Here is a 14,489-nt window from a genome sequence, read left to right as displayed (position 1 = left end):
GTGGGTGACAGGAATGTCAGCTGCTGGGTGAACCGCGGCGCACCAGCCCCCAGTCGCCGTGGCCCGGCTCAACGGTCCCTGAAGAGCTGCTCCGGCGGGGCCCCACCGGCGAAGGCGGTGCGGTTGAACCAGACGTGGCGGGCGAAGGTGCTGCCCGCGAACCGCGCGTCCGGGCTGAAGAAGGCGTCGCTGAACCAGGCGTCCTCGGCGAAGACCACCCGGTGGGAACCGGCGTCGCCGGCGAAGGCCGCGGCGTCGAACCAGGCGGTTCCGGTGAAGGCGGCCGCGGTGAAGTCGGCGCTGCCGTCGAACTCGGCGCCGGTGAACCACGCCTCCTCGGCGAAGCTGGCCGCGTGGAACTCGGCGTCCCCGGTGAACCCGGCCCCGGCGAAGGAGGCTTCCTGGCCGAACGCGGCCTCGGTGAACCCGGCGGTGTCGGTGAACGAGGCCTGGCCGAACCGGGCGGTCCCGGTGAAGACGGCGTGCTGGAAGTCGGTGCGCCCGAGGAAGGTGGTCCGCTCGAACCGGGCGTGCCGCACCCGGACGAAGGACAGGTCGGCGTCGATCAGCGCGGCCCCGCTGAGGTCGAGGTCGACATCCGGCCAGTAGCGGGGTTGACCGGCCGGTCTCGTTCCTCGCGCACCGGGCGCAGGTGCTCGGCCAGGATGCGCTGCGCGGTCAGCCGCACCTGCCGTTCCTGCGCGTGCGCCTGTTCGGACGTCGGTGGCTCGTCCCGCTGCGGGGCGAGTAGGGCATGCGCAGGTAGGCGCAGATCAGGTCGACGATCATCTGGCGGTGGTCGGCGTTGCCCTCGGCCAGCCGCGCCAGCGCGTACAGGCCGTTGAGCCGGACCCGGGCCTTGTCCGAGCCGAGCTGGTCGGCGGCTGCCTCCGCCTGTAGGCCCAGGGCCGCCTCGGTCGAGCGCTGCCGCCGGACCGCGAGCAGCAACGCCAGCGCAGCACCGGTGCCGCCCGCGGCGGTCAGCCCGGTGCGGATGGCCTCGGCGCGCGCGGGACCGCTCCGGGTCGGGCAGTCCCCTGCTCTCCCACCACAGCCACCAGCCCACCCCGAGTCCGAGCCCGATGACCAGCAGCGGCGCGGCGCCGGGATCCGCATGGCCTCGATGATGGCGGAGCCGATGGCTCCGGCTCCGTGACCGGCCGCTCATTCGGCCGGGCTGGTCCGCCGGCGGTTCAGGGCACCCCGGGTACGGGCGGGGCAGGCGTTGGCGATATGGGTAGGGCATGACAAACACCCATCCGGTGGATGAGCGGCTCGGCGCCGGCCGACTGGCGGTGCTGGGGTTGCAGCACGTGCTGGTGTTGTACGCGGGGGCGGTGGCCGCGCCGGTGGTGCTGGCGGCCGGGCTGGGGCTGTCCACGGCGGATCTGGTGTACCTGGTGGCCACCGACCTGCTGTTGTGCGGGCTGGGCACGCTGTTGCAGTCACTGGGGGTGTGGCGGGTCGGCGTGCGGATGCCCATGGTGCTGGGCGCCGCGTTCACCAGTGTGGCGCCAATGCTGGTGATCGCCCAGGGCCACGACATCCGCACCATGTACGGGTCGCTGCTGGTCTCCGGGGTGTTCATGGTGCTGGCGGCGCCGTTGTTCGCCCGGCTGCTGCGGTTCTTCCCGCCGGTGGTGATGGGCACCGCGATCACACTGATCGGCATCCAGCTGGTGCCGGTGGCCGCCGGGATGGTGGCCGGGCACAGTCCGGCCGCGCCCGGGTTCGGCAGTCCTGGCGCGATCGGGCTGGCATTGTTGGTGGTGCTGGTCATCGTCGCGGTGCACCGGTTCCTGCCGCGGTTGCGCCAGCTGGCGTTCCTGGTCGGCCTGCTCGCCGGGACCGCGGTGGCGATCGCGCTGGGGCAGGTGAACCTGGGCGCGGTGGTCCAGGGACCGGTGCTCGGTTTCCCGGAGCCGTTCCACTTCGGGCTGCCCAGCTTCGACCTGGCCGCCACCCTGTCGCTGATCATCATCCAGATCGTGATCATGGTGGAGTGCGCGGGACAGGTGCAGGCGATCGGCACCGCGGTGGACAAGCCGGTCGGCCCGTCCGACGTGGCGGCCAGCCTGCGCGCCGACGGGCTGATCACCATGCTGGCCAGCGTGTTCCAGTCCTTCATGTACGTGACCTACGCGCAGAACATCGGCATGGTCAGCGTGACCAAGGTGCGCAGCCGCTACGTCACCGCGGTGGCGGGTGCGATCGCGCTGGTGCTCAGCTTCTTCCCGTTCATGGGCCGGATCGTGGCCGTGGTGCCACAACCGGTGCTGGGCGGCGCGGCACTGGTCATGGTGGCCACCGTGGCCATGGTCGGCATCCGCATCCTGTCCACTGTGGACCTCCAGGACAACCGCAACCTGGTCATCGTGGCAGTGTCACTGGGCATCGGCCTGCTGCCGACCGTGCAGCCCGCCTTCTACACCCAGTTCCCGCCCTCGGCGCAGCTGTTCCTGACCAGCAGCGTGGCCACCGGCACCGTGGTCGCCTTCCTGCTGAACCTGTTGCTGCGCCCCACTTCTCAAGCCAACGACTGAGCCACCGACTCCAGCGCGGCCAGCGACTCCTGCATGCCCAGCTCCATGCCGGAGGCCAGGATCTGGTCCCGCAGCGCCTGGTCCGGGTGGTCCACCAGCACGCGCAGGCAGGTGCGCTCGCCCTGCGCGGTGAAGGTGTAGGTGCACACCACCGGCTGCTCGGGCTCGGGCACGCCGGGCTGCTCGTAGACCTCGGTGCACACCACCCGTTCCTCGGGCACGATCTCGCGGTACTCGCCGTGGAAGGCCACCTCGAACCCGCCGTTGGCCACCATCACGTACCGCCAGCTGCCGCCGACCCGCAGGTCGACCTCGGCGGAGACCACCTCGCCGCGCTGCCCGCCCCACCAGCGCTTGATCAGCTCCGGCGTGGTCCAGGCCCGGTACACCAGGTGCCGCGGCGCGTCGAACTCGCGCCTGATCAGCAGCTGGGTGTCGCTGGGCAGGGTCATTTCCGCCCGGTTCTCAGCCGTCGTGGCCATCCTAGTCCTCCTCCATCTCCGCCAGCACGGCGTCCAGCAGCTCGAAGCGCTCGCTCCACAGCTGTTCGTAGCGCCGGACCCAGTCGTGCACGGGTTTGAGCGGCCGGCCGTTCATCCGGTACAGCCGCTGCCGCCCCTGTTCGCGCACCTCGACCAGGCCGACCTCGCGCAGCACCCGCAGGTGCTTGGACACCAGCGGCTGCGCCAGCCCGAGCTCGGCCACCAGGTCCTGCACCGCCCGCTCCCGGCCGGCCAGCAGATCGAGGATCTCCCGCCGCCGGGGTTCGGCGATCGCGTTGAACGCGTCGGAGGTGGTTGCCGCTCGTGCCATGGCCCCATCGTATACCCATATGAGCATGCGTCAAGTCGGTGGCCGGAAAAGCGGTTGCCGCCCGTACCCGCCGCGTCGCACCCTCCCTGCCATGACCGCGACCTCGATGCCGCTGACCCGCCCCGCCGACCGACCGGTCGCCCGGCAGCAGCAGCCCAGCTCCGACCGGAGGCCGATCCCCGTCCGGTCATGACCGAGGCGCTGGTCGCCGGACTGCTCGCCGGCTACGGCATCGCCATGCCGGTCGGCGCGGTCGCGACCTACCTCGTCGCCCTCTCCGCCCGCACCACCCCGCGCACCGGCGCCGCCGCCGCGCTCGGGGTCGCGGCGGCGGACGGCCTCTACGCCCTGCTCGCGGTGCTCGGCGGCGGCACCCTCACCGAGCTGCTGCGGCCGATCGCGCAGCCGCTGCGCTGGGCCTCGGTGGCCGTCCTGGTGCTGCTCGCACTGCGCACCGCCTGGACCGCGGTGCGCCGCTACCGGGCGGGATTGGCCCCGGCTTCCGGGGACTCGCCGCCCAGTCCGGCACGGGCTTTCCTGCTGTTGCTGGGCATCACGGTCCTCAACCCCACCACCGTGGTCTACTTCTCCGCGCTGGTGCTGGGCCGGACGCAGACGAACACCACCGCGTGGGCCGCGGCGGTGTTCGTGCTGGCCGCCTTCCTCGCCTCGGCGAGCTGGCAGCTGGTGCTGGCCACCGGCGGCAGCCTGCTGGGCCGGGTGCTCACCGGACCGCGCGGTCGGCTGGCCACCGCGCTGGCCTCGGCGGCGCTGATCACCGCGCTGGCGACCGGACTGGCGGTCAGCTAGCGCACAGCGCGGTGTCCACCGCGGCCAGCACCTGGCTGCTCGAACCCTCGGCATCGCCGAAGGTGCCGGGCAGCGCGGTCACCGCGATGGACACCGCGCGACCGTCCTCAGTGGACCCGTTGCGGGTCTCGTAGCCGGGGATGTCGCCGCCGTGGCTCCAGGCGACCCGGCCGCAGCTCAGCTCGGTGCGCATGATGCCGAGGCCGTAGCTCACCCCGGGGACGAAGTCCTTGGCGGGCACGGTCTTGCGCATCTCGGCCAGCTGCGCGGGCGGCAGCAGCCTGCCGCCGAGCAGGGCGGCGTAGAACCGGTTGAGGTCGCTGGGCGTGCCGACCAGCTCACCGGCGGCCCCGGCCCAGCCGGTGTCCTGCACGGTCACGTCCAGCACCGGCGAGTCCGGCTTGGTCGAGTCGGTCAGTCCGTAGCCCTTGGGGTGGGCCCCGCGAATGGTCATCTCGCCGGTCCGCGGCCAGTAGGTCTCGCGCAGCCCGGCGCGGTCGATCACCTTGGTGGTGACCACCTCGGCCACCGGACGGCCGGTCACCCGCTGGATCAGCAGACCGGCCAGCAGGTAGCCGGTGTTGCTGTAGCTCCAGCTCGTGCCGGGCGCGAAGTCGGCGGGGTGGCTCAGCGCGATGTCCAGCAGCTCCCGCGGCTCGCGGTAGCGGTCGCGGAACTCCGGGAAGCGCGCCACGCCGATGTGCTTGGTGTAGTTGGGCAGCCCGCTGGTGTGCTGGAGCAGCTGCCGGACGGTGATCTGGTTGCCGTCGATGCCCTTGCCGCGCACCAGGTTCGGCAGGTAGCGCTCGATCGGCGCGTCCAGCTCGACCTTGCCCTCGGCGACCAGCTGGAGCACGGCCACCGCGATGAAGGTCTTGGTGTTGCTGCCGATCCGCACCTGGCTGTCCCTGACCGCGGGCGCGCCGGTGGCCCGGTCCCGGACCCCGGCCGCGTAGGAACGCTGACGGCCGTCCACGCTCACCGCGGCCAGCGCGGCGGGGAACTTGGCCTCGCGGACCAGGTGGTCCAGGCTTCGCTGCACCGGGTTCGCCCGGTTCAGCGCCGGTTCGGCGAGCGCGGTGGCCGGGCCGGTGCAGGCGAGCAGGATCCCGGCGGTCAGGGCGGCGGTCGTGGTCCTGCGCAGTCTCATCGGAGTTCCTCCCGTGGCGGCGGTCCCTCCGCCGTCAGGAACAACCCTGCCGACCTCGGGTCCGCCGCACACGACGGGACGCCCCCGTTTCCATGGTGGAGCGGGCTCTACCCCGCGTCCTTCATCTTCAGGCCGAGGGACTTGCGGATCGCGCGGTAGTCGAGCTTGTCGTAGTGGTAGCCGAGGTAGCTCCACGGCAGCCCGTCGGTGATGCTGCGCGCGCTCACCCTGGACAGGTGGTCGCGGGCCCGTTCCCGTTCCCCGGCAAGGTAGAGCCCCGCGCCGAGCAGGTGGTGGGCCTCGATGTTGCGGTCGTGCGGGCGCAGCCCGGCCAGCCAGTCGTCGCTGACCCGGACCAGCTGCGCGCCGACCTCCGGCCGTCCGAAGTAGTCCAGCGGTTCGGCCTCGGTGCTGAGCATGACCTCCAGGTGCGCGGCCACGGTCAGCGCGCCCAGCGGCACTCCCGGCGGGGCCTGCTCGGCGACCTCGGCGGTGAACTCCAGCACCTCGGCGTCACTGCCCTGCCACTTGGCGCACAGCACCTGGGTGCGGGAGTAGTGCCCGCCGTAGTGGTACGGGTCGCGGTCGGTCAGCTCCCGCCACACCTCGTCCAGCTCCCCGCGGTCGATCTGCAGGCCCAGCCCGCGCCACTGGAGCTCGTCCCAGGGCACCGGGTCCGCGGGCCGCAGCTCGGCGGCGCGCATCAGCGGATCGTAGGCCCCGCCCAGGAGGTACCAGAACTGCTCGAACTGCTCGCGGCTGACCCGGTCGGCGGTGGCTCCGGTGCGCACCTTCCAGGCGTGCTTGATCCGGGTGGCGCCCAGCAGCAGCTGGAGGTCGGCGTCGTCGGGGTTGGCCGCGGCGATCTTGCCCAGCTCATCGACGTGCCGGACCAGGATCTTGCTGATCTTGCCGACCCGGATGTCGCGCAGTTCGTGCTGGTCCCTGGTGGCCGCGAGCAGCTTCCAGGCGGCGTCCAGGTCGCCGCGGTAGAGGTCGTTCTCGGCGGCCTTGAGCTCCGGGTCGGGACGGCCGGCGTCGGTGCTGATGCCGAGGTCGCGCAGCGCGCGCAGGATGCGGATCACGGTGCTGGGCACGGGTTTCTCCAGGAGCGAGAAGGGGTTCAGTGACGCTTGAGGCGGGCGCGGAGCCTGCTCCAGGAGCTGCTCTTGGCCGGTCGGGGTATCTCGTGCTCTTCGCGCGGCGGCCGGGGCACCACCACCTCGGGCGGGACGCCCCGGTCGATCAGCTCGGGCAGGGCCGCGCCGTACTTCCACAGGTTCGGCTCCACCCGCAGGTGCAGGCCGTCCAGGCCGATCAGGTGCCGCGCGCCGTCGGGCCAGGCCAGCGCCGCCGCGCACTCGGCGAAGCGGACGGTGACGAACTCCAGCCCGTTGATCAGGCTCACGCCCTCCTCGCCGACGCACAGCCGGGGCCTGCCCTGGTTGCCCGGCCCGAACGGTTTCTGCTCGCCGGGCTGGGCGGAGTCGATGTGCAGCAGGACCTCGCCCTGCACGGTGCCGGTGGAGCCGTGCGGGGCAGCCACGTAGCGCTCGCCGGGCAGGTGGCCCTCCGGGACCATGAGCAACAGGTTGTCCCGCACCGAGATCCCCACGTCCTGGATGTCCTCGGCGCACAGGGTGGCCAGCTCGGCCTCCACCGAGGCGATGGTGGGCGGCTCGGCGCCGAAGAGCTCGGCGTGCGCGGCGCCCACCGGCAGCCCGGCCCGGATCCGCGGGTCCAGCAGCGGGGCCCGGCGCAGCTCGATCAGCTCGGTGACCTCGCTGTCCCGTGGCGGGACCTCGGCCAGCCAGTCGATCACGTCGGTGAACCCGCGCACCAGTCGCGAGTGCACGGAGGCCAGCCCGTCGGCGAAGGCGACGATCTCGGCCATGTCGGCATCGCGCCGGTCGTAGGTCGCGGTCTGGCTGTAGCTGATCCCCTCGGCGGTGCGCAGGGTGTCGAAGAGCCTGCGCTGCAACAGGTCCGTGTAGGCGGTGGCCGCGGTGGAGCGTTCCACCACGCTGCTGGCGGCCACCCCGTTGATCGAGGCCGGGAAGTAGGCGGGGGTGCGGCGCAGCGCGCTGGTCGGTTCCGGCGGCGGGATCCGCGGCCCCGGCGGCAGCTCCAGCCGCAGTCCCCGCGGCGGCGGGCCGCCGATGAGCCACAGCGCCGCGTTGCCCGAGGTGAACCACTGCCGCGCCCAGGCCAGCACCTCCGCCGGGGTGTGCCTGCCGACGCCGAACTCCTCGTAGCCGCTGAGCCCGTAGCTGGCCGCGCCGTAGCGCCAGATCGCCAGCGAGGCCTGGATGTCCCGGCCGCGGCCGTCGGCCTCGGTGAGCAGCAGCTGGTTCTCCGCGGCGATCCGGTGCACCGGCAGCTCGCGCAGCGCGGCGCACAGCGCGGTGAAGAAGGCGACCACGTGGTCCGGGCCGCCGTGGGTGAGGAAGGAGGTCAGGGTGGCATCGACGGTGCCGTTGGACTCCTCGTGCTTGCTCCCGGCCTGGTGCAGCGCGAGGTGCTCCACCAGGTGCGTGATGCCGCGCCGGGCCAGCCGCTCGTCGGCGTGCCCGACCCGGAAGACCAGGCCCGCGGTGATCTCGCCCTCGTGTTCGGACCAGAACACCGGCACACCGTCGATCTCGGTGCGAACCCACTCCACGCCGTGACTCCCCTTGCGCGCCTACCCCGTTCGGGGCCGCGCGCACTATACGACCTGGCGGGGGCCGGGCGCGAGCGGTTCACCAGGCGGAAACCCGGGATCACGGGACGTTCACCGTCCACTGCGGACACCGCCGGGGACCCGGCCTAGGGACGGGGGATGTTGCGCAGGTTGCTGCGGGCCAGCTCGACCATCTTGCCCACGCCGCCGTTGAGCACCGTCTTGCCCGCGGCCAGGGCGAAGCCGCGGACCATCTCGCCGGTGATCTTGGGCGGCAGGGACAGCGCGTTGGCGTCGGTGACCAGCTCGACCAGGGCCGGGCCGGGGTGGGCGAAGGCCTCCTCGAACGCGGCCCGGATCTCACCGGGCTTCTCCGCGCGCACCGCGTGCAGGCCGGCGGCCTTGGCCAGCGCGGCGAAGTCGACCTGCGGATGATCAGTCCCGTGGTCGGGCAGGCCGTCCACCAGCATCTCCAGCTTCACCATGCCCAGGCTGGCGTTGTTGAACACCACCACCTTCACCGGGATGCGCGCGCTGGCCAGGGTGAGCAGGTCGCCCAGCAGCATGGACAGGCCGCCGTCGCCGGAGAGGGCGACCACCTGGCGGTCCGGGTAGGCCAGCTGGGCGCCGATGGCCTGGGGCAGCGCGTTGGCCATGCTGCCGTGCCGGAAGGAGCCGATCATGCGGCGCCTGCCGTTGGGGGTCAGGTAGCGGGCGGCCCACACGTTGTTCATGCCGGTGTCGATGGTGAACACGGTGTCCCCGGCGGCCACCTCGCCCAGCACCGCGGCCGCGTACTCCGGGTGGATCGGGGTGCGCTCGGCGATGTCCCTGGTATAGGCGTCGACCACCTTCTCCAGCCGGTCGGCGTGCTTGCGCAGCATCTTGTCCAAATAGGACCGGTCACGCCGCTGGGCCAGCTTGGGCAGCAGCGCGGCCAGGGTCTCCTTGACGCTGCCGTGCACGGCCAGCTCCAGCGGGGTGCGGCGGCCCAGCCGGGTGAGGTCGTGGTCGATCTGCACGGTGCGGGCCTGCGGCAGGAAGTTGTCGTAGGGGAAGTCGGTGCCCAGCAACACGATCCGGTCGGCGGAGTGCATGGCCTCGAAGCAGGCGCCGTAGCCGAGCAGGCCGCTCATGCCGACGTCGTAGGGGTTGTCGAACTGGATCCACTCCTTGCCGCCGAAGGAGTGCCCGACCGGCGCGTTCAGCTTCCCGGCCAGCGCCATCACCTCCGCGTGCGCGCCGCGGGCGCCCGCGCCGACGAAGAGCATCACCCGCTCGGCGCTGGTGAGCAGGTCGGCCAGCTCGTCCACCGTCTCCTCGGCCGGGACCACCGGCGAGGGCCGGACCCTGGTCACCGGCGGGGTGGGCGCGACGGCCTTGCGGTCGGCCAGGTCGCCGGGGATGGTCAGCACGGACACCCCGCCGCGGCCCAGCGCGGTCTGCATGGCGATGCGCAGCAGCCGGGGCAGCTGCTCGGGCTGGGAGACCAGCTCGCTGTAGTGGCTGCACTCGGTGAACAGCTGCTCCGGGTGGGTCTCCTGGAAGTAGCCGGTGCCGATCTGGGCGGCCGGGATGTGCGAGGCGATGGCCAGCACCGGCGCGCCGCTGCGGTGGGCGTCGAACAGGCCGTTGATCAGGTGCAGGTTGCCGGGCCCGCTGCTGCCCGCGCACACCGCCAACCGGCCGGTCAGCTGGGCTTCCGCGGCGGCGGCGAAGGCGGCGGTCTCCTCGTGCCGCACGTGCACCCACTCGATGCCCTCGGTGCGGCGCACCGCGTCCACGATCGGGTTGAGACTGTCCCCGACGATGCCGTAGATCCGCTGGACCCCGGCCTCGCGCAGCATGCGCACGAGCTGCTCGGCCACGTTGGTCATGGTGTCTCCCTCCGGCTGCACTGCCAGCCTGCGCCTGATTCATCCATGCGTCCAATGCCGGATTCCGTGCCCATCGATACACTGGACACATGGATCTGCGGACGTTGGCCTGGTTCCGCGAGGTCGCCGACGGGGCCACCGTCACCGAGACCGCGCGCCGGGCGCACCTGACCCAGCCCGCGCTGTCCAGGGCGCTGGCCCGGCTGGAGCAGGAGGCGGGCGCCGCGCTGTTCCAGCGGGTCGGCAAGACGCTGCGGCCCACCCCGGCCGGGCGGCTGCTGCGGGCGCACGTGGCCGAGGCGCTGGAGCGCTACGCCCAGGGCCTGCGCGCGGTGGCCGAGCTGACCGACCCGGCCCGCGGCACGGTGCCGCTGACCTTCCTGCACACCCTGGGCACCTGGCTGGTGCCGCCGCTGCTGAGCCGCTTCCGCGCCGGGTTCCCGGACATCGCCTTCGAGCTGACCCAGCACGGCGAGGCCGGGCTGGCCGAGGAGCTGCTGGCCGGCACCGCCGACCTGGCGGTCACCAGCGACGATCCCGGTCACCCGCACCTGCGCTGGCAGCGGCTGCTCACCGAGCCGCTGCTGCTGGCCGTGCCACCGGGACACCGCCTGGCCGGTCGGCCGGGGGTCCGGCTGGCCGAGCTCGCCGAGGAGACCTTCATCCTGCTCCGGCCCGGCTTCGCGCTGCGCGCCACCACCGAGCGGCTGTGCCGCCAGGCCGGTTTCACCCCGAGGGCGGGCTTCGAGGGCGAGGAGGTGGAGACCCTGCGCGGCCTGGTCGCGGCCGGGCTGGGCGTCTCGGTGCTGCCGCTGCCCGGCGGCGAGGCGGCCACCCCGCACCTGCGGCTCACCGACGTCACCGCGACCAGGGACATCGGCCTGATGTGGCTGGCCGAGCGGGAACTGCCGCCCGCCTCCGCGCAGTTCCGCGAACACGTGCTGGACACCGTGCGCGACGGCCTGGAAGTCCCCTGGCAGCGGGCGAAATCCGAGGGGTAGGGTCGGCGGCCATGGACGAGACGCCCCTGCCGGATCCGGCGGACTGGCAACGGATCTCCCGACCGGACCGCCGCCTGTCCATCGCGCTGGCCGCACTCTACGAGTATTACCCGACCTTGGCCGGGCCGCCCGGCGCCGCGCACGAGTCCTATGTGGATGGCGTGGTCAGCCAGCTCAGCGCGCCGTTCCAGCCGGATGCGGCCCGCGCCGAAGTGGTCTCCGGCGCGATCCGGCACGCCGCGTCCTTCCAGACCTGGGAGTCCCTGGTGCGCACCAGCGGCCTGGTCACCCTGGACGCGGTGCGGCTGATGGTGGCCATGGTCAAGACCGCCGCCGGGGACCGCTGAGAAAAATCTTGGAAACTCTCCCGACGTGGTGTCGATCCGGCGCCGCGGGGTTCGTGTAGAGAGCGAACCGAGGAGGAGAACACCATGGCCCAGTACCTGCTCAGCATCTACCAGCCGGACGGCCCCACCCCGCCGCCGGAGTTCCTCGACCCGGTCATGAAGCGGCTGGACGCGGTGAACGCGGACATGATCGCCTCGGGCGCGCGGGTCTTCGCCGCCGGGCTGTTCCCGCCCAGCACGGCCACCGTGATCAGGGCGAACGGGGACGAGGTGCTGATGACCGACGGCCCGTTCACCGAGGGCAAGGAGCACATCGGCGGGTTCACCGTGATCCAGGTGGAGGACCTGGACGCCGCCCTGCACTGGGGACGACGGCTGGCCGAGGCGATCGGGCTGCCCATCGAGGTGCGGCCCATGTACGACTGATGGACCTCGCCTGATGGACGTCGCGTCAGTCTTCCGCGCCGAGTACGGGCGCGCGGTCGCGGTGCTGGTCCGCCTGCTCGGTGACATCGACCTCGCCGAGGAGGCGGTCCAGGACGCCTTCGCCACCGCGCTGGAGCGCTGGCCGCGCGAGGGCCTGCCGCCCGCTCCGGCCGGCTGGATCATCACCACCGCCCGCAACCGGGCGATCGACCGGCACCGGCGCGAGTCCGGCCGGGACACCCGCGAGGCGCAGTCGGCGCTGCTGCGCGCGCCAGGGGAACCCGAGGAGGTGGGCGCGGTGCCGGACGAGCGGCTACGACTGATCTTCACCTGCTGCCATCCCGCGCTGTCCCCCTCGGCCAGGGTGGCGCTCACCCTGCGCCTGCTCGGCGGACTGTCCACTGTGGAGATCGCGCGGGCGTTCCTGGTGCCGGAGGCCACCATGGCGCAACGCCTGGTGCGGGCCAAGGGCAAGATCAGGGACGCCCGGATCCCGTACCGGGTGCCCGCCGAGGCCGACCTGCCGGACCGGCTCCGCTCGGTGCTGGCCGTGCTGTACCTGATCTTCACCGAGGGGCACACCGCCAGCGCGGGCGAGCGCCTGGACCGGCCGGAGCTGGGCGCGGAGGCGATCCGGCTGGCCAGGGTGCTGGTGGCGCTGATGCCGGACGAGCCGGAGGCCTGGGGCCTGCTCGCGCTGATGCTGCTGGTGGAGTCCAGGCGGGCCGCCCGCACCGGCCCGGACGGCGAGCTGGTGCCGCTGGCCGAGCAGGACCGCGGCCGCTGGGACGCCGGGCTGCTCCGGGAGGGCCAGTCGATCGTGGAGGCGTGCATCCGGCGCGCCCAGCCTGGCCCGTACCAGCTCCAGGCCGCGATCAACGCGGTGCACGGCGATCCCCCGCCGACCGACTGGCCTGCCATCCGCACCCTCTACGACCAGCTGCTCACCTTCACCCCGACCCCGGTGGTCGCGCTCAACCGCGCGGTCGCCGTCGCCGAGGTCGACGGCCCGGCCGTCGCGCTGACCGAGGTCGACCGGCTGGACCTGCCGAACTACCACCTGTGCCACGCCATCCGCGCCGACCTGCTCCGCCGCCTCGGCCGCACCGCCGAGGCGGTCGCGGCCTACGAACGGGCGATCGAGCTGACCGGCAACTCCGCCGAACGCGAGTTCCTGCGCCGCCGCCGTCAGGCGCTGGAGGCCTGACCGGCCGGACATGCGAACGGCGGCGGCCGGTTGGCCCAATGTCTGTCCACAGTGGACGGAGCACATGTGTTCGTTCGGGTAAAAGCGACCTCCGTGGGTTTACCCGCGGCTCAGCGGAGGGCTAGAAACGGTTCATGTTCGTCGGCTACCAGACCCTCCGGTTCACCAGGGACCACACCTGGGTCCGGCTCCAGGGCGACACACTGCGGGTGGGCTTGACCGATGTGCTGACCGGGGGGCTGACCGGCCTGGTCGAGGTGGGCCTGCCGCCACCGGGCGGCGCGCTGCACCTGCTGGCCCCGTGCGGTTTCCTGGCCACCCGGACCTGGTACGGCGACCTGTTCGCACCGGCCGCCGGCCTGGTCAGCGAGCGCAACGAGCTGCTCTTCGACGACCCGGGACTGGTGGTGCGCGACCCGTACGAGTCCGGCTGGCTGTTCGAGCTGCGCCACACCGGCGATCCGCTGCCGGACACCCTGGACGGCGCGGACTACCTCGAACTGGTCAGCCAGGTTCTCTAGAGCAGCAACAGTCCACCCAGCGCCGGGACCGACACCACGGCGAGCACGCCGACCGCGGTGGTCACCCGGTACTGCATGAGCAGCGCGACGAACTCGCGGATGAACGCACTCGGCAGGAAGTACAGCGCGGTGCGCGAGCCGACCACCCGCATCCGCAGCTTCAGCTGGTAGGACAGCACCGCGGTGCGGAAGACGTGGTAGTTGTTGGTCACCGCGACGATCCGGGCCCCCGGCCTGGTCACCAGCGCGGCGCTGAACCTCAGGTTCTCCTCGGTGGTGCGGGCCCGGTCCTCCAGCACGATGTGCTCGGCGGGCACCCCTCGGGCCAGCAGGTAGTCCCGCATGGCGGCCGCCTCGGTGGTGGTCTCCCCCGGCCCCTGACCGCCCGAGACCACCAGCACCGGCTCACCCCCGGCCGCGCGGTCGCGGCGGTACAGCGCCAGGCCGCGCTCGATCCGGGCGGCCAGCAGCGGCGGCACCCGGTCGCCGATCAGTCCGCTGCCCAGCACCACCACGGCGTCGGCCCTGGCCCTGCTGCTCAACTGGCCGTACACGAAGGAGTAGGCGAGCAGGCTGGCGAACAGGAACGCGAAGTAGCCGGTCACCAGGATCACCGCGATCAACACGAGTTGCGCGGCCCGGTCCAGGCGGAGCCCGAACACCACGGTGAACCCGATCAGTCCCAGCACGGCCAGTCCGGTCAGCAGGGACAGCAGGTTGGCCGGCCGGAAGGACTCCCGGCGTAACATGATCACTCCGTTGGCGACCATGGCGAACGGCAGCACCAAGCCGATGAGCAGCACCAGCAGTCCGAGCACCACCACGATCTCGCCGTAGCCGTACTTGCCCAGCTCCCACAGCGCCCACAGGCCGCCGAAGAACAGCAGGATGCCGAACCAGACCGCGTTGCTCACCCGGCGCGGCTCCCGCATCACCCGCACCAGGAAGACGAGGCCCGCGATTCCAGCCAGGATTCCGAACAGCACGTCAGCCCTCTCCCACCCGACCGGCGACCGTCCACAGTGTGCAGTACCGCCCGGGAGCGCGGACACCGGGCTCCCCGGGCCGGATCCGCGGCCGGATGGCCCTGCCGACTTTCGCCGGAGCCCGCCAGCCGCCAAGGTAATAGCCG

General features: G+C 72.4%; 17 protein-coding genes. 7 read left to right on the top strand and 10 right to left on the bottom strand.

All coding sequences use genetic code 11. The features are described from left to right. Window positions 1-68: 68 nt before the first annotated feature. From N8J89_RS15535 to N8J89_RS15525, 3 genes are read right to left on the bottom strand one after another with little or no spacing between them, the layout of a single operon-like run. A complete protein-coding gene (locus N8J89_RS15535) occupies window positions 69-539 on the bottom strand; it encodes a pentapeptide repeat-containing protein (RefSeq protein WP_283665057.1) in 471 nt (156 codons plus the stop codon). Window positions 540-565: 26 nt separating this feature from the next. After that, entirely contained in the window at window positions 566-688 is a 123-nt protein-coding gene (locus N8J89_RS15530) for a hypothetical protein (protein ID WP_283665056.1), read from the bottom strand. Continuing rightward, the gene (locus N8J89_RS15525) at window positions 679-1,116 is read right to left on the bottom strand and encodes a hypothetical protein (RefSeq protein WP_283665055.1); all 438 of its coding nucleotides are present in this window, start codon (window positions 1,114-1,116) and stop codon (window positions 679-681) included. Before N8J89_RS15525 ends, N8J89_RS15530 begins: the two co-directional genes overlap by 10 nt. Before the next feature lie 128 nt (window positions 1,117-1,244). On the opposite strand from N8J89_RS15525, the gene N8J89_RS15520 reads away from it, so the two are divergent. Next, a complete protein-coding gene (locus tag N8J89_RS15520) occupies window positions 1,245-2,543 on the top strand; it encodes a nucleobase:cation symporter-2 family protein (RefSeq protein WP_283665054.1) in 1,299 nt (432 codons plus the stop codon). On the opposite strand, the gene N8J89_RS15515 is transcribed toward N8J89_RS15520, so the two are convergent. Both N8J89_RS15515 and N8J89_RS15510 read right to left on the bottom strand, forming a co-directional pair. Next, window positions 2,528-3,025 (bottom strand): SRPBCC family protein, encoded by a 498-nt coding sequence (locus tag N8J89_RS15515; RefSeq protein ID WP_283665053.1) that lies wholly within the window; start codon window positions 3,023-3,025, stop codon window positions 2,528-2,530. The two genes, N8J89_RS15520 and N8J89_RS15515, sit on opposite strands and share 16 nt — an antisense overlap. 1 nt (window position 3,026) lies before the next feature. Then, window positions 3,027-3,356 carry an ArsR/SmtB family transcription factor gene (locus tag N8J89_RS15510; RefSeq protein ID WP_283665052.1) on the bottom strand — a complete coding sequence of 110 codons (330 nt, stop codon included), beginning with the start codon at window positions 3,354-3,356 and terminating at the stop codon, window positions 3,027-3,029. A gap of 189 nt (window positions 3,357-3,545) precedes the next feature. On the opposite strand from N8J89_RS15510, the gene N8J89_RS15505 reads away from it, so the two are divergent. Further along, window positions 3,546-4,166, top strand: coding sequence for a LysE family transporter (locus N8J89_RS15505; RefSeq protein WP_283665051.1), 621 nt, complete (start codon window positions 3,546-3,548; stop codon window positions 4,164-4,166). Here the strand turns inward: N8J89_RS15505 and N8J89_RS15500 are convergent. The 4 genes from N8J89_RS15500 to N8J89_RS15485 all read right to left on the bottom strand — a co-directional run bounded on the left by N8J89_RS15500 (window position 4,159) and on the right by N8J89_RS15485 (window position 9,855). Then, complete coding sequence (locus tag N8J89_RS15500; protein WP_283665050.1) at window positions 4,159-5,316, bottom strand: serine hydrolase domain-containing protein; 1,158 nt, start codon at window positions 5,314-5,316, stop codon at window positions 4,159-4,161. The genes N8J89_RS15505 and N8J89_RS15500 overlap by 8 nt on opposite strands. 107 nt (window positions 5,317-5,423) lie before the next feature. Beyond that, a complete protein-coding gene (locus N8J89_RS15495) occupies window positions 5,424-6,413 on the bottom strand; it encodes a hypothetical protein (RefSeq protein WP_283665049.1) in 990 nt (329 codons plus the stop codon). A gap of 26 nt (window positions 6,414-6,439) precedes the next feature. Then, complete coding sequence (locus tag N8J89_RS15490) at window positions 6,440-7,978, bottom strand: peptidase M16 family protein (RefSeq protein WP_283665048.1); 1,539 nt, start codon at window positions 7,976-7,978, stop codon at window positions 6,440-6,442. Between the two features lie 146 nt (window positions 7,979-8,124). Further along, the gene (locus N8J89_RS15485; protein WP_283665047.1) at window positions 8,125-9,855 is read right to left on the bottom strand and encodes a pyruvate dehydrogenase; all 1,731 of its coding nucleotides are present in this window, start codon (window positions 9,853-9,855) and stop codon (window positions 8,125-8,127) included. 89 nt (window positions 9,856-9,944) lie between these two features. Here N8J89_RS15485 and N8J89_RS15480 point away from each other — a divergent pair, with 89 nt between their 5' ends. From N8J89_RS15480 to N8J89_RS15460, 5 genes are all read left to right on the top strand, one after another. Beyond that, window positions 9,945-10,856 carry a LysR family transcriptional regulator gene (locus N8J89_RS15480; protein WP_283665046.1) on the top strand — a complete coding sequence of 304 codons (912 nt, stop codon included), beginning with the start codon at window positions 9,945-9,947 and terminating at the stop codon, window positions 10,854-10,856. A gap of 11 nt (window positions 10,857-10,867) precedes the next feature. Next, complete coding sequence (locus tag N8J89_RS15475) at window positions 10,868-11,203, top strand: hypothetical protein (RefSeq protein ID WP_283665045.1); 336 nt, start codon at window positions 10,868-10,870, stop codon at window positions 11,201-11,203. 84 nt (window positions 11,204-11,287) lie between these two features. Continuing rightward, a complete protein-coding gene (locus N8J89_RS15470) occupies window positions 11,288-11,629 on the top strand; it encodes a YciI family protein (protein ID WP_283665044.1) in 342 nt (113 codons plus the stop codon). Window positions 11,630-11,642: 13 nt separating this feature from the next. Then, on the top strand, window positions 11,643-12,836 hold the full coding sequence (locus tag N8J89_RS15465; protein WP_283665043.1) for an RNA polymerase sigma factor: 1,194 nt from the start codon (window positions 11,643-11,645) through the stop codon (window positions 12,834-12,836). Between the two features lie 134 nt (window positions 12,837-12,970). Then, the gene (locus N8J89_RS15460) at window positions 12,971-13,357 is read left to right on the top strand and encodes a glycine cleavage system protein H (RefSeq protein WP_283665042.1); all 387 of its coding nucleotides are present in this window, start codon (window positions 12,971-12,973) and stop codon (window positions 13,355-13,357) included. On the opposite strand, the gene N8J89_RS15455 is transcribed toward N8J89_RS15460, so the two are convergent. Continuing rightward, on the bottom strand, window positions 13,354-14,343 hold the full coding sequence (locus N8J89_RS15455; protein WP_283665041.1) for a YdcF family protein: 990 nt from the start codon (window positions 14,341-14,343) through the stop codon (window positions 13,354-13,356). The two genes, N8J89_RS15460 and N8J89_RS15455, sit on opposite strands and share 4 nt — an antisense overlap. Window positions 14,344-14,489: the final 146 nt, after the last annotated feature.

This window comes from Crossiella sp. CA-258035, assembly GCF_030064675.1.
In the GTDB taxonomy this organism is placed as follows: Bacteria; Actinomycetota; Actinomycetes; order Mycobacteriales; family Pseudonocardiaceae; genus Crossiella.
Note: the sequence above shows the minus strand (reverse complement) of the source record. Positions and strands in the feature narration are given on the sequence as shown.